Source organism: Asaia sp. A2 (assembly GCF_057319415.1).
This window is the reverse complement of the sequence record NZ_JBXWTO010000012.1, coordinates 12549-28547: the sequence shown is the minus strand read 5'-3', so window position 1 is coordinate 28547 and position 15999 is coordinate 12549. Positions and strand designations below refer to the sequence as shown.

General features: G+C 59.7%; 10 protein-coding genes. 4 read left to right on the top strand and 6 right to left on the bottom strand.

The window, feature by feature from the left end:
• Positions 1-2 precede the first annotated feature (2 nt).
• From hpnE to ACWNRM_RS11110, 4 genes are all read left to right on the top strand, one after another.
• Positions 3-1283 (top strand): hydroxysqualene dehydroxylase HpnE, encoded by a 1281-nt coding sequence (hpnE, locus tag ACWNRM_RS11125; protein WP_485170841.1) that lies wholly within the window; start codon positions 3-5, stop codon positions 1281-1283.
• Positions 1284-1446: 163 nt separating this feature from the next.
• On the top strand, positions 1447-3369 hold the full coding sequence (gene shc, locus ACWNRM_RS11120) for a squalene--hopene cyclase (protein WP_485170890.1): 1923 nt from the start codon (positions 1447-1449) through the stop codon (positions 3367-3369).
• Position 3370: 1 nt separating this feature from the next.
• Positions 3371-4000: a nucleoside phosphorylase-I family protein gene (locus ACWNRM_RS11115; RefSeq protein ID WP_122040489.1), complete on the top strand. Its 630-nt coding sequence runs from the start codon at positions 3371-3373 to the stop codon at positions 3998-4000.
• 895 nt (positions 4001-4895) lie between these two features.
• Positions 4896-5951: an iron-containing alcohol dehydrogenase gene (locus ACWNRM_RS11110; protein ID WP_485170840.1), complete on the top strand. Its 1056-nt coding sequence runs from the start codon at positions 4896-4898 to the stop codon at positions 5949-5951.
• 26 nt (positions 5952-5977) lie between these two features.
• Here ACWNRM_RS11110 and ACWNRM_RS11105 read toward each other — a convergent pair whose 3' ends face one another.
• The 6 genes from ACWNRM_RS11105 to lepA form a co-directional block, all read right to left on the bottom strand.
• Positions 5978-7156 carry a M20 aminoacylase family protein gene (locus ACWNRM_RS11105; protein ID WP_485170839.1) on the bottom strand — a complete coding sequence of 393 codons (1179 nt, stop codon included), beginning with the start codon at positions 7154-7156 and terminating at the stop codon, positions 5978-5980.
• Positions 7157-7382: 226 nt separating this feature from the next.
• Entirely contained in the window at positions 7383-8741 is a 1359-nt protein-coding gene (locus ACWNRM_RS11100; RefSeq protein WP_485170838.1) for an NCS2 family permease, read from the bottom strand.
• Positions 8742-8942: 201 nt separating this feature from the next.
• Entirely contained in the window at positions 8943-10250 is a 1308-nt protein-coding gene (locus tag ACWNRM_RS11095; RefSeq protein ID WP_485172213.1) for an alkaline phosphatase family protein, read from the bottom strand.
• Between the two features lie 9 nt (positions 10251-10259).
• The gene (locus tag ACWNRM_RS11090; RefSeq protein ID WP_485170836.1) at positions 10260-12317 is read right to left on the bottom strand and encodes an AsmA family protein; all 2058 of its coding nucleotides are present in this window, start codon (positions 12315-12317) and stop codon (positions 10260-10262) included.
• A 271-nt stretch (positions 12318-12588) separates the two neighbouring features.
• Positions 12589-14115, bottom strand: a complete 1527-nt coding sequence (locus ACWNRM_RS11085) for a glycosyltransferase family 2 protein (protein WP_485170835.1) — start codon at positions 14113-14115, stop codon at positions 12589-12591.
• A 63-nt stretch (positions 14116-14178) separates the two neighbouring features.
• Positions 14179-15981 (bottom strand): translation elongation factor 4, encoded by a 1803-nt coding sequence (gene lepA / locus ACWNRM_RS11080; protein WP_485170834.1) that lies wholly within the window; start codon positions 15979-15981, stop codon positions 14179-14181.
• Positions 15982-15999 lie beyond the last annotated feature (18 nt).

Sequence of the window (15999 nt, the reverse complement as noted above, 5' to 3'; positions counted from 1 at the left end):
CCATGACGCATGTGCATATCATCGGAGGCGGGCTTGCCGGTCTCTCTGCCGCAGTCGATGTGATCGGTCGTGCCGGCGTGACGGTATACGAGGCGGGGCCAGCCTGTGGCGGGCGGGCACGCTCCTATCACGACAAGGCGCTCGATGCGCGTATCGACAATGGCAATCACCTGCTGCTGTCCGCCAACAAGGCGAGTTTTCGTTATCTCGGGCTGATCGGGGCAGAGAAGACCCTTGCCGGACCCGGAGCCCCGATATTCCCGTGGTTTGATCTCGAGGCGGGTCTTGGCTGGACACTACGCCTGTCGCGTGGCCGGTTTCCGTTCTGGGCGTTCTCCAAGGCGCGTCGGGTGCCGGGCATGAAGCTTGGCGAACTGTCCATGCTGGCCCGTATTCTCAAGGCGGGTCCGGATGAGACGGTCAGTGCCTTCATGGGTACGGGTATGCTGACTCATCGGCTTGTCGAGCCCTTCGCCATTTCGGCCCTGAACACATCTCTGGAGACCGCCAGCGCGTCGCTGCTGGCCGCAATCGTGCGCGAAACGCTCGCTCTTGGTGGCGAGGCCTGTTGCCCCTGGTATCCGGCCGAGGGGCTTTCCGAGAGTTTTGTTGATCCTGCCATCGCCCATCTGATCCGCCTGCAGGGCGAGGTCCGGTGTGGCGCGCGTGTTTCTGGCCTCGACGTGGCACAGGGCCGTGTCGCCGCGCTGCGTATTGGTAGCGAGACGGTAGCGCTTGGGCCGGAAGACAAGGTGGTATTTGCGGCCCCTTCACCCGTCGCACGCACGCTGCTCGGGCCGCATCTGCCCGGTTTCACGGCGCCCGATGCCTATGAAAGCATCATCAACGTGCATTACCGGCTGCCCGCGCCTGTTCAGGCACGAGGGATGCTGGGCAAGGTCGGTTTCGTCGGGCTGGTGGGTGGTATTGCGGAGTGGATCTATCTCAAGGGCGAGATACTCTCCGTCACCGTCAGTGCCGCGAATCGCTATGCGACCCATGATAATGAGGCGCTGATTGCGACAATCTGGTCGGAGATCCGCCAGTCTGTCGGGCCCGTTGTGGCGGGTGGACTACCCGAGGCCGTGCCGCCTGTGCGGATGGTCTGTGAGAAGCGGGCGACTTTTGCCGCAACACCGGCGCAGGACCGCATGCGGCCGGTTGCCCGTACTGCACTGGGCAATCTGGCTCTGGCCGGAGACTGGACACAGACAGGGTTTCCTTCGACCATTGAAGGGGCGATCCGTTCAGGCGTCGAGGCGATCAGGGTTCTGGATCTCTGATCACCTGTATGCAGACAATGCTGTCTGTTGCGCGGAAAACTGTGATACGGGCATCTGTCATATCAACGACACATTCAAGCTGGGAAAAGGACAAGGGCGGACAATGTTGATCTATTCCGACGTTCTGGAGCGTCACGAAGCCGAAATTCCGGCCGAGGCGGATATGGGCCAGGTGCGTCAGGCTATCGATTCAGCCCACGCCGCCTTATCGAACCGCCAGAACGATGACGGCCACTGGGTGTTCGAGCTGGAAGCCGATGCCACGATCCCGGCTGAGTATGTGCTGCTTGAGCATTATCTCGATCGTATCGATGATGAGAAGCAGGCCCGTATCGGAAATTACCTGCGGCGCACCCAGGGCTCACATGGTGGCTGGGCGCTTTATCACGATGGCGGATTTGACCTCTCTGCTTCCGTGAAAGCCTATTTTGCCCTCAAGGCGGTTGGTGACGATATCGAGGCGCCGCACATGAAGCGCGCCCGCGAAGCCATTCTCGACCGGGGTGGCGCTGCGCGCGCCAACGTGTTTACCCGTATCCAGATGGCGCTGTTCGGGGAAGTGCCCTGGCGCGCTACGCCGGTCATGCCGGTCGAGCTGATGCTGATGCCCAAGGCGGCGCTCTTCTCAATGTGGAACATGTCGTACTGGTCCCGCAGCGTGGTGGCGCCCATGCTCGTTCTGCGCACGCTCGAGCCGCGTGCGATCAACCCGCGCAATATCCACATCCAGGAGCTTTTCATCACCCCGCCCGAAGAGGTGAAGGACTGGATCCGTGGGCCTTACCGCTCGATCTGGGGGCATGTGTTCAAGAAAGTGGACACCATGCTTCGTCCGATCGAGCCCCGTTTTCCTGCTGCCTTGCGCAAGAAGGCTATCAAGGTCGCACTCGACTTTATCGAGCCCCGCCTCGGTGAAGGTGGTCTGGGCGCGATCTACCCGGCCATGGCCAATGTGGTGATGATGTATCGCGGCATGGGCGTGCCCGATAACGACCCGCGCGTGGAACTGGCCTGGAAGGGTATCCAGGAATTGCTGGTCAGCAATGGCGATGAGACCTATTGCCAGCCCTGCGTCTCTCCTGTGTGGGATACAGGGCTTTCGGGTCTTGCGCTGGCCGAGGCATCATCGGGTCCCGATGCGACACGCCCCAAGGAAACGCGTGAAGCGCTCAGGCGCAGCATGGACTGGCTTCGCGAGCGCCAGATTCTGAACGTCAAGGGTGACTGGGCCATCAACTGCCCGGATGTACGCCCCGGCGGCTGGGCGTTTCAGTACGAAAACGACTATTATCCCGATGTGGACGACACAGCCGTTGTCGGCATGCTGCTGAACCGCGAGGACCCCGAGGGAAACCAGGAGGCCATCTCGCGTGCCCGCGAGTGGATCGTGGGTATGCAGAGCACCAATGGGGGGTGGGGTGCGTTCGATATCGACAACGATCTCGATGCGCTCAATCATATTCCCTTCGCCGATCACGGGGCTCTCCTCGACCCACCGACAGCAGATGTCTCGGCGCGATGCGTTTCTTTCCTCTGTGAACTGGGTTTCCCGGAAGACCGGCCGGTGATCGAGCGGGGTCTGGCCTATCTGCGTCGCGAGCAGGAACCGGAGGGTTGCTGGTTTGGCCGCTGGGGCACGAATTACATCTACGGCACATGGTCGACCCTGTGTGCGTTCAATATTGCAGGTGTGCCGCATGACGACCCTGCGGTCGAACGCGCTGTTGCCTGGCTTGAGAGCGTGCAGCGTGAGGATGGCGGCTGGGGTGAGGATTGCGCCTCATACGAGGGTGCGACACCGGGAGAGTATGACAAGAGCCTGCCGACCCAGACAGCCTGGGCCATTCTGGGGCTCATGGCTGTCGGACGTCGTGAGACACCGGCGGTCAAGCGCGGGATTTCGTATCTTGTTGCCCAGCAGAACGGTCAGGGTGAGTGGGAAGAGCAGCCCTATAATGCGGTCGGTTTCCCCAAGGTGTTCTATCTGCGTTACCACGGGTACAAGCAGTTCTTCCCGCTCATGGCGCTTTCGCGTTTCCGCAATCTCGGTCTGAGCAATTCAGGCCGCGTCGAGCACGGTTTCTGACATGCTGGGTGTGTTGGCCGGGCTGGAGGCTGAAGCACGCCTGATCAGGCCCCATGTGCCGCAGTCACCCGTTGCGCTGAGCGGGGCAACGCGTGATGGTGCCCTGCGCGGGATCGAGCGGCTGCTGGCCGCAGGGGCGACGGAATTGCTGTCTTTCGGTTGCGCGGCGGGTCTGGCGCCCGATCTGATGCCGGGAGCGATTATCATCCCGCAATGGGTGATGGTCGACGGGCAGCGCCTCAAGACCGATTCCGGGCTTTCACGACAATTTGGCGTGGGGCGAGACGGGGTACTGCATGGCGGTATCCTGCACAGCGACACGATTGTTGCGACGGCGACCGAGAAAAACAGCTACCATGCCCAGACAGGATGCCTGGCCGTTGATATGGAGAGCGGTCTTGTGGCGCGCACCGGCCTGCCTTTTGCCGTGCTGCGCGTGATCTGTGATGATTCCCGGCGTGATCTGCCGCCTGCAGCGCTGGATGTGCTTGATGGAGGGCGTATCTCTCCCTTGCGGCTGCTTGCCAGTCTGGGGCGACAGCCCGGACAGATACCGGCCCTGATGGCGCTCGGTCGTGACGCGGCGAAAGCGCGGCGGGCCATGGCAGGATTTCTGTCTGGCCTGTCCTGAGCCGATCTCGTCGCGAAACATCGCGATCCGCATCGAATGTTGGATAAGCCGCGTTGATTTATTGGGGCTCAATGTATGGGATATGTCCATACGCTAAATAATTTTATAGTTTATGAGTGTGAAATAATTGGAAACAAATGTTAAAGGTGGCGATACCGGGGAAGTTTTGCATCACGCTCCCGGTATCGCCACCGTTATGAACGATAATACTATGGCCGAAAATAGGCACTGATTTGTAGAGGCGCCTTTTTCTGTCTTTAGGTGTGGTTTCATTAGAGCGCCCTATCCTGAAAAAATCAGATTGCGATAATATCGGTCAGAAGACTGCACCTGGATTGCCGATGCCCCTGCATCGTCTCCCACCGGCGCTGAAGAGCAAGTCTGGAGCGGTTTCTCATGCATCAGCTTCAGCAGGCCATGCTCATGGCATCCTTTGGGTCGCCTGTGGCATTCTGGACGCTCGTCAAGTCTCGTCACGAACGTGCCGTGTTATAGATGACAAAAAGATGAGATATGTCTGTTTCGTCTGCCCCCCCCCGCTCGTCACACGTGTCATGGTTCTCTCATGGAGGGATGATCCGGCGCCCAGGCTCGCAGTGATCGGGTTGTCCCACGGCTGCTTTAACGTCACAGGTCATCCCGGCCTTTGACCCAATATGCCGATGAAAGTCTGGCGGTGTAATGTCCCCGGGCGCCGGTTGAGGCCGACAGCTTCTCGGGAAGGCTGTCAAGCGCGTCGTGCAGAACAGTCGGGACAGTCCAGGGCCGCTTTCAAAAAGGGAGAAATCTCTGATGAATATGCCTGCTTTCTGCTTTCAGACCGTACCGACAATCAGGATGGAGTGGGATCTCTGGCCTCGGGCAGGATCTCAGAGGCCGGTTTTCTGTCACCTCTGTGCTCCTGGTGACGGATCGCGGGCTGTCTCGTTCGGGCTTGCTGGAGCCTGTCATCATCTCTCTTTCTGCTGCCGGTCTGAAGATCACGCTGTTTGATGGTGTCGTTGCTGATCCTCCCGGGTCCGTATTGCTGGAATGTGTGGCCGTCGGTCGGAAGGCCGCCGTGGAACTGGTGTTGGGGTTGGGCGGCGGGCCATCGCTCGACGTTGCCAAGATGGCTGCAGTGTTGCTCGGCACAACCCATCAGCCTCTTGCAGCCATGTACGGTGTGGATCGTGTCGAGGGCAGGCGGCTGCCTCTCGTCCAGGTGCCCACCACTTCCGGGACGGGGTCAGAGGTGACGAATGTGGCAGTCATCACCCTTGATGGAACGAGAAAGAGCGGTGTGGTCGCCTCGCAGCTTTTTGCCGATTATGTGCTGCTGGATGCCGAGCTGACACGCGGTTTGCCGCCTCTCCAGACCGCAGCGACCGGGCTGGATGCGATGGTCCACGCCATAGAGGCCTATACAGGCAAACGACGCAAGAATCCTGTGTCGGATCACCTCGCGCGATTGGCCCTGCGATTGCTGGGCAGGAATCTGGTTACAGCCTGTCGGGAACCCGATAATCGCCCTGCGCGCGAGGCGATGTTGCTCGGCGCAATGCTGGCCGGTCAGGCCTTTGCCAATTTACCGGTTGGTCTCGTTCATGGCATGGCTTATCCGCTTGGCGGGTATTTCCATGTGCCGCATGGTTTGTCCAACGCCCTGATGCTTGCTCATGTTCTCAGGTTCAACATGCGTGAAGCGGCTGGGCTCTACGCTGAACTTGGCGATGATCTTGGCGTGACGCAGGGCGGGACATCCGCCGAAAAGGCAGAGACATTCATTCGCTTCATGGAAAATCTGATGGATGAGAGTGGTCTGCCGCGTCGTCTGCGCGATGTCGGGGTCACCGAGGACTCGCTGCCCTCCCAGGCAGAGGATGCGATAACCCAGCCCCGTGTTCTCGTGAACAACCCTGCCCCGATCACCGAGAATGAGATGATCGGGCTGTATCGTCAGGCCTTCTGAAAAGCGCGAATACCTCGCTCTGTGCCTCAGGCGACCGGAGCGAGATAACGTTCCACGAGGCCGATAAAGAGTGCTGCGCCGGGAAGGATGTTGTCGTCGTTGAAGTCGAACCCGCCATTATGGAGCGGCGTGCCGTTGCAACCCTCGGTACCGTTGCCGATAAACCAGTAGCAGCCGTTGGGATGCGCCTGCAGCATGAAGGCAAAATCCTCGCTCCCCATGAAGGGCGGGCTGTCATGGCAGTTATCTGCACCGAACAACGCGGCGGCGGTGCCGCGGGCAAAGTCGATGGCCTTGCCGTCATTGACCAGCACAGGGCTGCCATTCAGATGCTCGATCACGGCCGCGCAGTCATTGGCGGCGACCGTGTTGGCGGCAATGTCGGTAACGCGTTTGAGAACCAGCTGACGAACTTCATCGGTCATGGTGCGAATGCTCAGAAGCAGCTCGGCCTTGTCAGGGATGACATTGGCCGCACTGCCGGAATTAAACGCACCAATCGTCACCACGGCAGGCGCGAAGGGATCGACATTGCGTGCGACGATGCTTTGCAGGGCCAGCACGAGCTGGGCAGAGGCGACAACCGGATCATGCGACTTCTGGGGGAAGGCACCATGACCGCCCGTACCCTTGATCGTAATGCGAACGGTATCTGACGACGCCATGCTGGCATTCTTGTGGAAATAGAAATTACCACTGGGGAAGCCAGGCATGTTGTGCTGGGCGAACAGGATATCGCAGGGGTATTTCTTGAACAGTCCGTCATCGATCATGCGGCTTCCACCATATAGAAGTTCTTCGGCAGGCTGGAATATCAGATGGAGAATACCATCGAAGGGCTTTTTCTCGGCAAGATAGCGTGCGGCGCAAAGCAGCATCGTGGTGTGGCCATCATGGCCGCACATATGGGAAACGCCTGACTGGGCGCTCTGCCAGGGCAGGCCGGTCTTTTCGAGAATGGGGAGCGCATCCATCTCGGCACGCAGCCCTATCACCTTGTTGCTGGTTCCATTGCGCAGCGTGGCGACAAGACCCGTCCCTGCAAAGCCGCGTTCGATCGTGTAGCCCCATGACTGAAGCTTTTCAGCGACGATATCGCTGGTGCGTTTTTCATCAAAGCCGAGTTCGGGATGGGTATGCAGATCATGCCTCAGGGCAACGAACTCATCCTTGAACGATGCAAGATCCTTGAGAAGGGTAGACACGGTGACAGCCTCTTTCGTTTATGCGGGCCTTTGGCGATAGGGCCCTGCTTGGCTGAACCAACGATTTTCGAGGCGGGAGGGTTGGAGCTGGCGGGACATCACAAGATGACGATCCGCAAAGTCAGAGCCGATCTACCGTGCCAACGGCACGGCGCATGGAACACACAGCACACCCTGAGGATGAGCCGTGTGATGGTGACGGCTGGTGGCTCGTCGGGTCAGGTATTCAGCCCTGCCCAAGCCCCGTTCGGCTGATCAGGACGAGATAGAACAGGAATACGGCATCGAGTCCGAGCACCATTGGGGTGAGGCGGACAAACTGGCGCGTGACGACGAGCATGAGGGAATAGAACAGCAACCCGAGCGCAAGGCTGATCATGAAATTACCGGTGAGCACGGCAATGAGCAGCATGAAGGCCGGTGTCAGCAAGGCCTCCTGTGAATGGTTGGCGGCCTGCCCCAGAGCAGAGAGCATCGAAAGGCCGACGAGGATGAGCACCGGTGCGGTAGCCTCGGGGGGAATCATGACGATGAGAGGCCACAGCACAGAAGAGGCAGCGAAAAGCAGCGCCACGACCAGCGCTGTCAGCCCCGTCCGACCGCCAGCCTCGACCCCCACAAGGCTCTCCACATAGGCCGAGACTGTGCTGGTGCCGAGTGCCGAACCAATGATGCTGGCAGAGCCGTCAGCCGCAAAAGCGGCGCGTCCCAGCAGGGTGCTGCCATCAGGCTTTGTCAGACGTGCCCTGTTGGCGACACTGTACATGGTGCCTGTCGCGTCAAAGAAATCGCTGATCAGGAAATAGAGCGTGATGGGCAGCAGCAATTCGAGATGGGAGAAGAAATCCCCGAAGTTGAACGGGAAAAGCAGGTGGGTGGGATAATGCGGCCACTCGACCACCTGGCCTGGCAGGCTGGCCATAGGATGGCCGTTCTTGTGCACGAACAGGCTGACAAAGGTGACAGCCAGAATGGTGATGAGCATGCCGGCGGGGACGCGCATTACCATGAAGACACCAGCCAGGAACACGCCGAACAGTGTCAGCAGCACTGAAGGGTCGCTGAGGGCGCCAAAATGGAATCCATCGCCTGCCGGGACAGCAAGCCCACCCGTGACCATGCCGATGCGGGCAATGAAGATCCCGATAGCGACCTGAATGCCGAGCACGATCGGTTCGGGAAAAGCCTGAATGATGCGATGTCGGAGTTTTGTGACGGATAGCGCGGTAAACGCTACGCCTCCGAGCAGCACGATGGTGAACGCCGTGCGCACATCAACGTGCATCTGTCTGACCACGATCTGGGCAAAGATCGCATTGCTGCTCATGGCGGGGGCCAGCGCAATGGGCATATTGGCAAACAGGGCCATGAGCAGCGTGCCGCAGATGGCGGCGGCAATGGTGGTCATGATCATGTCATGCTGGGCAAGCCCGGCATTGGCCATGATGGCGGGGTTGACCGCCATGATATAGGCCATGGCACCGAATGTCGTGAGGCCAGCCAGTACTTCGCGCTGAATGGTCGAGCCGCGCTGGCCGATACTGAAGCGACGTTCCAGCCAGGAGGAAAAGGGAGAGGCAGACACGTAGGGCGGGCTCCGGGCAGGAAAGGGGCGTCGCGTTCTTCTAGGTGGGCAGGGGGCTTGACGACAAGGGGTATGAGGCGTCTCCCGCCGGTTCCTGCATTACAACCGGAGCGTCCTGTTTTATCGCACGGCCGGGATGCCATCTAGGCAGGTAGGCCAACAGACCGGTAGCTCACCCGCAAAGCGGGTTGATGGGCGGCGTTATTGAATGGCGCGATAACTGTCCCGCAGACCGCTCTGCAGGGGTGTGAGCGTGCCATCATTGTTTTCGGGCAGCAGCCCGAGAAGCATCATAACCAGTGGATAGACATCGACATTGTCGATGGTGGGCAGGGTCTTGTGCGAAACGAAGGCGGGGCCTGACGCGATGAAGGTGGCCAGCATGTCCGGGGCCTGGTTGTCGTAGCCGTGCCCGCCCTTTGAAATATGATCATGGGCATCGCGGGCAAGCGTCCAGCCATTTTCAGCCAGGCAGAGCCAGGCAGGTACGCGTGGATTGGCGCCGTAATGCAGCCGGGGTGGGATCTGGGCCTTGGGCCAGCAGGTTACATGCTCATGGGGCGCGGACAGGGCGCGGGCAAGCTCGCGTTCATGCCCCGGTACAGGATTGATGCCGGCATAAGGGCCTGCCGTCACCACGTTCATGGCCTGTGCCGGCGCAAGGGAGGCAAGGGAAATGACGCGTTGGGGGCTGAGCGCCGTCATGCCGTGATCGGAAACGATAATGAGATTGGCCTGGACGTGACGTTGTTTCAGGCCTGCGATCAGGACTCCAAGCGCGTCATCGACTTCATGAATGGCCTGTCTCGTTTCGGGCGCAAAGGGGCCATCCACATGGCCGTGATGATCGACCCCGTCGAAATAGAGCAAAGACAGGGTCGGGCGCTTTTCAGCCGGGCGGTCGAACCATGAAAGGACTGTCCCGACGCGCTCTGCCGGTGTGATCTTGTGGTCGAAATGGTACCAGATTTCGGGGCGCGTGTTGAGAATGGGGACATCTGAGCCCGGCCAGAAAACAGAGGCACTCATCAGACCATGCATCTGGGCGGTGACCCAGGCCGGTATGCCGTTATTCCACCATCGTGGATCATCGACGCCGGTATGATGCCCCACACTGAAGGTCTCGCCGGGGATATCCGGGTCGGTCATGGTGTTGCCAACCACGCCGTGATGATCCGGGCGCAATCCAGTGACCAGCGTATAGTGATTGGGGAAGGTGATTGACGGGAAAGAGGGGCGCATGGGCGCGAACACCCCCTCACCGGTCAGACTGTCCAGCACCGGCGTGTCGCCATGATGAAGATAATCGGGCCTGAAGCCGTCGATTGAGACCAGGATAACGGGTGGCAGGCCGCTCTGGGTGTCTGTCTTGGCAGGTGTGGCGGGAGCCTCGCAGCCAGCCAGACAGAACAGAGCGGTGAGGAACAGGGATTTGCGCGCCATCCGAGCAGACTGGCAGGATGGCGCTTGTTGATCAATCGTGATGATGCGGGTGACGCCCGATATCACGCTCCTGTCTCAGTTCTGCTTCAGGCGTTCCTTCCAGACAGAATGGATCTGCTTGCGGCTCAGCTTCTTGCCCTGGGGCTGTGATGCGTGGGCATTGGGCTGGACGGTTGAAGCACCAGCACCGGTCGTGCTTCCCGGCTTGATCCCGGCAGCCGGGTTGGCGTTGGCCTGACCCAGTGCATCCTCACATGCACTGCCCTTGCCGACACCGAACTGGATAGTGGGCAGCAGGGCAGCCGGAGGAAAGGCGATGGCCAGCCCAGCCGTGGCAGCAGCACGACCGATGATTTCGGCCCCCGGCATGATGGTCGGGCTCTTGAGCGGGCCGCTGATATTCACGCGTCCGGGGAACGAGAGGATGTTGAACGAGGTCGAGCGGGTGGTGACGTGATAGTCCAGCGTCTCGTTACGCAGATTGACGGTTCCGCCACCCAGCGTGCGGGTATTGTTTGTCATGAGCAACAGGGAGTTGGTGCTCAGGATACCCTGACGCAGCGGCATGTCAGCAATGAAGCATTTCAGGTCGGAGCGCTGGGGGATGCCGAGTGCTGAAAGAATAGCGCTGCCCACCTTGAGCCCCATGAGGTCGGGTAGAAGTGCGGAGACATCACCACCATGATCGACCACCAGCGTGACGCCACCATCACCATTGCCCAGAAGCGAGGCGATAGAGTTGCCGGTTGCGGCAAGGGTGATATGGCCACCAAGCGTGCCCTCACCCTTGAAGGTTTCTGTAGCCTTCATCAGGCGCTGGATCGACAGGCGTGACACGTCCACCTTGAAATGGGTCTTGAACTGGCCATTCGCGGCGGGATCGAGCGCACCGGATAGACCCAGCGTGCCGTTACCAACGGCGAAAGCGAGCTTGTTGATCGCTATGGCACCATCCTGCACGGCAATATCAGCTATGATATTGTCAAGCGGCATGTCCTTGTTCTCGATATGGTCGCCCTTATAGACGAGATGAGCATTGACCGCGTTCAGCTTGGGGACGTTGATGGGCGTGGAGGGAAGGATACGGTCGCTCGTCGCGGCCTTCTTGCTCTCTTCATGACCGGGTTTGGCCCCGATGAACCCGCCGAGATCTTTCAGATCCACATGATGCGAATGCAGATTGGCGTCAACCGTGATAGGCTTGGTCTGAGGATCGACAGCGATCGTGCCGCCGATATCCGATGAACCCATCTTGCCGGCAAAATTGGTGAAGCGGATATGGGCCGCCGTGTAATCGAGATTTCCGGAGATGCTGTAAGACGGCGTCTGCGGGATGGGAATCCCCGTCAGGGCGTAAAGCAGCGACATGTCGGGACCTGCGAAATGCAGGACAAGCTTTGTGCCTTTGAAATGCAGGGGATCATCAACCGAGCCACGAAGCGTGACGTAGGTGGGTCCGTTTTCCAGTCGGGCATCGATCGGATAGGGACGGGTGGAATTGGTGAGCGTCAGGAGCGAGCCACCCACAATATGGCCTGAGATCGGTGCCTGCGCATAGCGCCCCTTCAGATCGACGACGATGGTACCATCCTGATCGTCCTTGGCCGGCGTCGTATGAAGCAGGACATGCATATCCGTCTTCAGCTTGGCCATGGCGACGCGGATATCACCATCGGTGATCGTTACCGTGCCGATTTTGGGCAGAGGGGTGGATTGCTGCGGCGATGCGGGCTCGGGCTTGGCGTTCGGATCGGTGAACGTATAGTTGTTGCGCCCGTTGGCCAGAGCGACGATATCGCCCTTGGGCGTGTCGAGAGCAATCAGCGGCACCTCAAGCCCTTTGTGGGTGATGTAATGCCAGACATTGACGGCTACCGTCGCTTTTTTGGCGCTGGCAAACAGCTCTTTCTCCGACTCGAAGCCTTCGGGTTGATGGATCTGAAGGTCATCGACCGCGACTGTTGTCGTCAGGCCAAGTCGGACATGCAAGTGGGCAATGGTGACGGGGCGGTGCAGGGCCGCACTGGCACGTCGGTTGACCAGGGGTACGAACCAGTCCCAGTTCCATAACAGAATGAGCAATATGAGGATAACTGCCAGCGCGCCCGATATGATGGCAAGAGTTCTGCGCACAGGATGCCGTCGTGGCGTTTTCGGGGTGTTTCCGGTTTCTGCCACGATATGTGCCTTTCTGCTGCCTCGGGACGTGGGTGCAGACAGGGCAGGGTCAGGGTTTATAGGCTGGATCACATGGGGTGATCTTTCCTGGACGCCGCCCCTGTCTGGGGTGATCTCTTGATTACGAGATTGGCACAAAGGAGTTCCTGCGGCGTGTCAGCATGGCACTGTCACAGACACCCAGCGCAACAACGCGGCACACAAAGCCTGTTCACCGGAAGATTGCTCAGGCTGAGGCAAGCCATGAGGGAACGAGCCCCGCATAGCGGGCCCGAAGCAGGTCGCGTTCGTGTGCAGGCAGATGTGTCAGGGCGCAGGCCAATGCGTCAGCATGAGGTGCTCGAAGCATGTCGAGGCCGGTGCAGAAATCATGCAGGGTGTCACCGTGGCTGCGAAGGGCGAGGTAGGGCTCGATGCGGGTGAGGACGCTCCGGCTCGGGGTCACAGGGTGGAAGGCAAGGCGTAGTGGTGTCTGCACATCGAGGGTAAGTTCGCCGCTTACATCACATGCGAGCCATTGTGCATTGGCGGGAAAAAACAGGGCGACCGTCCCTGAGCCTGGCTGTGTCGTGTCGATGTTCTCTTCCACCTGAACCGGAACCCAATGGGTCAGGCATGCTCCGGGCACAACAGACGCCCCGCGAGCCGTATCAGGCAGCAACAGGAAGCCAGGCGGACGGGGAAGGATGCTTTCCCGCTGGTCCATGACATCTTCAACGACCAGAAGGACTTGTCTGGCCTCATCATGAGCCTTCTCGACTGGCAGTAACGCCAGATGGCGTTTTTCCGGATCGTAGGCCAGGATCTCGTTTCCGACCGTGATGAGAGAGGCAAAACGCAGCGGTGACGGCGATGCGACGCTGCGATGGTCCCTCACGGTGAAAGCGGTGTCGGGAACAAAGCGCAGGCTGTTATCCTGGATGTCCTGTCTGACGCGCCAGTACAGGGAATTGAGCATGGCATGGCCAAGGCGCGCAGCGCATTCGCGTGAGGTGGCAAGAAAACGCCCGGTCGCGTGATCGTCGACCTCGTTGCGGTTGAAATGCGACCACAGATCGGGTGCAGCCTGACCCGATGGCGCCTGCTGGATAAGCCGTCTGGTATACTGAGACAGGCTGCGTGTGACATAATGCAGGATGCGCGCACCGCCCCAGGCCGCTGGTGCGCCCGGAACGAAGAGTTCACCGTCGGCGCGGTAATAACGCTCGGCGGCTATCGTCCAGTGACAGCCATCGATGAACTGCCCGTCAAACACTCCCGGTCGAATGAAAGTCTTGCCGAGCGCGTGATCCGCGAAATCAAGGGGCGCACGGCGTGTATAGGCTGCTGTCGGCGCCTCCACAGGATGTGTGACATGACCATTCGAGCCGAAAATCGACCAATGGAGCATGATTGCATCGGCCTGATCGAAACGCGACAGGAATGAAGCGATATCGGACTCTGCCTCGGGATGGACATACTCATCGCTTTCAAGGCAGATCACCCAATCGAAGCGATCCCGGCAGCTGTCGATAGCGAGACCATAAGCATCGGAGCGTCGTTCAGCGTAGGAAGACGTCACCGCGAGGGGCGCGCGTCGTGCCTCGATTGGAAAAATTGCTGCTGCATTCTGGATGACATCCCAGGTGCCGTCAGTCGAGTGGTCATCTATGATAACCAGGCTGTCAAACCCGACAGCCAGGTGATGGGCAATCCACCAGCCGATATCGTCTGCATCATTCTTGACGAAAACGATTGCAGCAGTGGAGGCCATAGGGGGGGGATCCTTCTTTCTTCTTGTTATTCCCGCAGCAGTCGTGTGGAGGCGCGAGAAATCTCAGTCCATTTTCAGCGCGGCGAGGAAGGCGCTCTGCGGAATCTCGACCTTGCCAAACTGACGCATGCGCTTCTTGCCTTCCTTCTGCTTTTCCAGAAGCTTGCGCTTGCGCGAGATGTCGCCGCCATAGCACTTGGCCGTCACGTCCTTCGACAAGGCACCCAGTGTCTCACGTGCGATGATGCGCGAGCCGATGGAGGCCTGGATGGCGATCTTGAAGAGCTGGCGGGGGATCAGATCCTTGAGCTTGCCGCAAATGGCACGGCCACGCGTCTCAGCAACGCTGCGATGAGCAACGAAGGCGAGGGCATCGACAGGTTCCTGATTGACCAGAATGGAGATGCGCACGAGGTCGCTCTCCTCATAGCCATCGATCTGATAGTCGAAGCTGGCATAGCCGCGCGTCAGTGACTTGAGGCGGTCATAGAAATCGAACACCACTTCGTTGAGCGGCAGCCGATAGACAGCCATGGCGCGGTTGCCGACATAGGTCAGATCAATCTGGATGCCGCGACGCTCGCTGCAGAGCGTGAGCACGCTGCCGAGATATTCGTCCTGCACCAGAATGGTCGCCTTGATCCACGGCTCCTCGATCTTCTCAATCTTGCCGGGGTCGGGCATGTCTGCCGGGTTGTGCAGATCTTCCTGCGTCCCGTTGGTCAGATACATCTTGTAGACCACGGACGGCGCGGTTGCGATCAGGTCGAGATTGAACTCGCGCGAGAGACGCTCCTGGATGATTTCCAGATGCAGCAGACCGAGGAAGCCGCAGCGGAAGCCGAAGCCAAGGGCTGCCGAGGTTTCTGCCTCGAAATGGAACGAGGCGTCGTTCAGGCGTAGCTTGGCGAGCGAATCGCGCAGCTTCTCGAAATCATCGGCATCGATGGGGAAGAGACCGCACCACACCACAGGAATCGAGGGCTTGAACCCGGCCAGAGGCTTGTCGGCAGGGGTGCGATCAAGGGTGACGGTATCGCCCACCGCCACATCGGCCACGGTCTTGATGGCGGCATTGATGTAGCCCATTTCGCCCGGGCCGAGGGTTTCGACCGCGGTCATCTTGGGCAGGAACACGCCAACCTGATCGACGTGATAGGTCGAGCCAGCCTGCATCATGCGGATCTTGTCCCCACGCTTGAGCGTGCCTTCCATGATACGCACAAGAATGATGACGCCGAGATACGGGTCATACCAGCTATCGACCAGCAGGGCCTGCAGCGGCTTGCTGGCATCGCCCTTCGGTGGGGGCAGGCGTTTGACGAGGGCTTCGAGCACACCTTCGATGTTCAGTCCGGTCTTGGCGGAAACCTCGACAGCGTCATCGGCCGGGATGCCGACCACTTCCTCGATCTGGGCGCGCACGCGCTCGACATCGGCGGCAGGCAGATCGACCTTGTTCAGAACAGGGACGATCTCGTGATTGGCGTCGATCGCCTGATAGACATTGGCCAGTGTCTGGGCCTCGACGCCCTGCGAGGCATCGACGACCAGAATGGAGCCTTCGCAGGCGGCAAGGGAGCGGCTGACCTCATAGGCAAAATCGACATGGCCCGGCGTGTCCATGAGGTTCAGGATGTAGGTCTTGCCATCCTTGGCCGGGTAGGTCAGGCGCACGGTCTGCGCCTTGATGGTGATGCCGCGCTCCTGCTCGAGCTCCATATTGTCGAGCACCTGCTCCTTCATTTCTCGTGCCGTAAGCGCACCGCAGGCCTGGATCAGACGGTCAGCCAGCGTGGACTTGCCGTGATCGATATGGGCGATGATCGAGAAATTGCGGATCTGGGAGAGGGGCGTGCCGGTCATGGCGCGATACATAAGCGA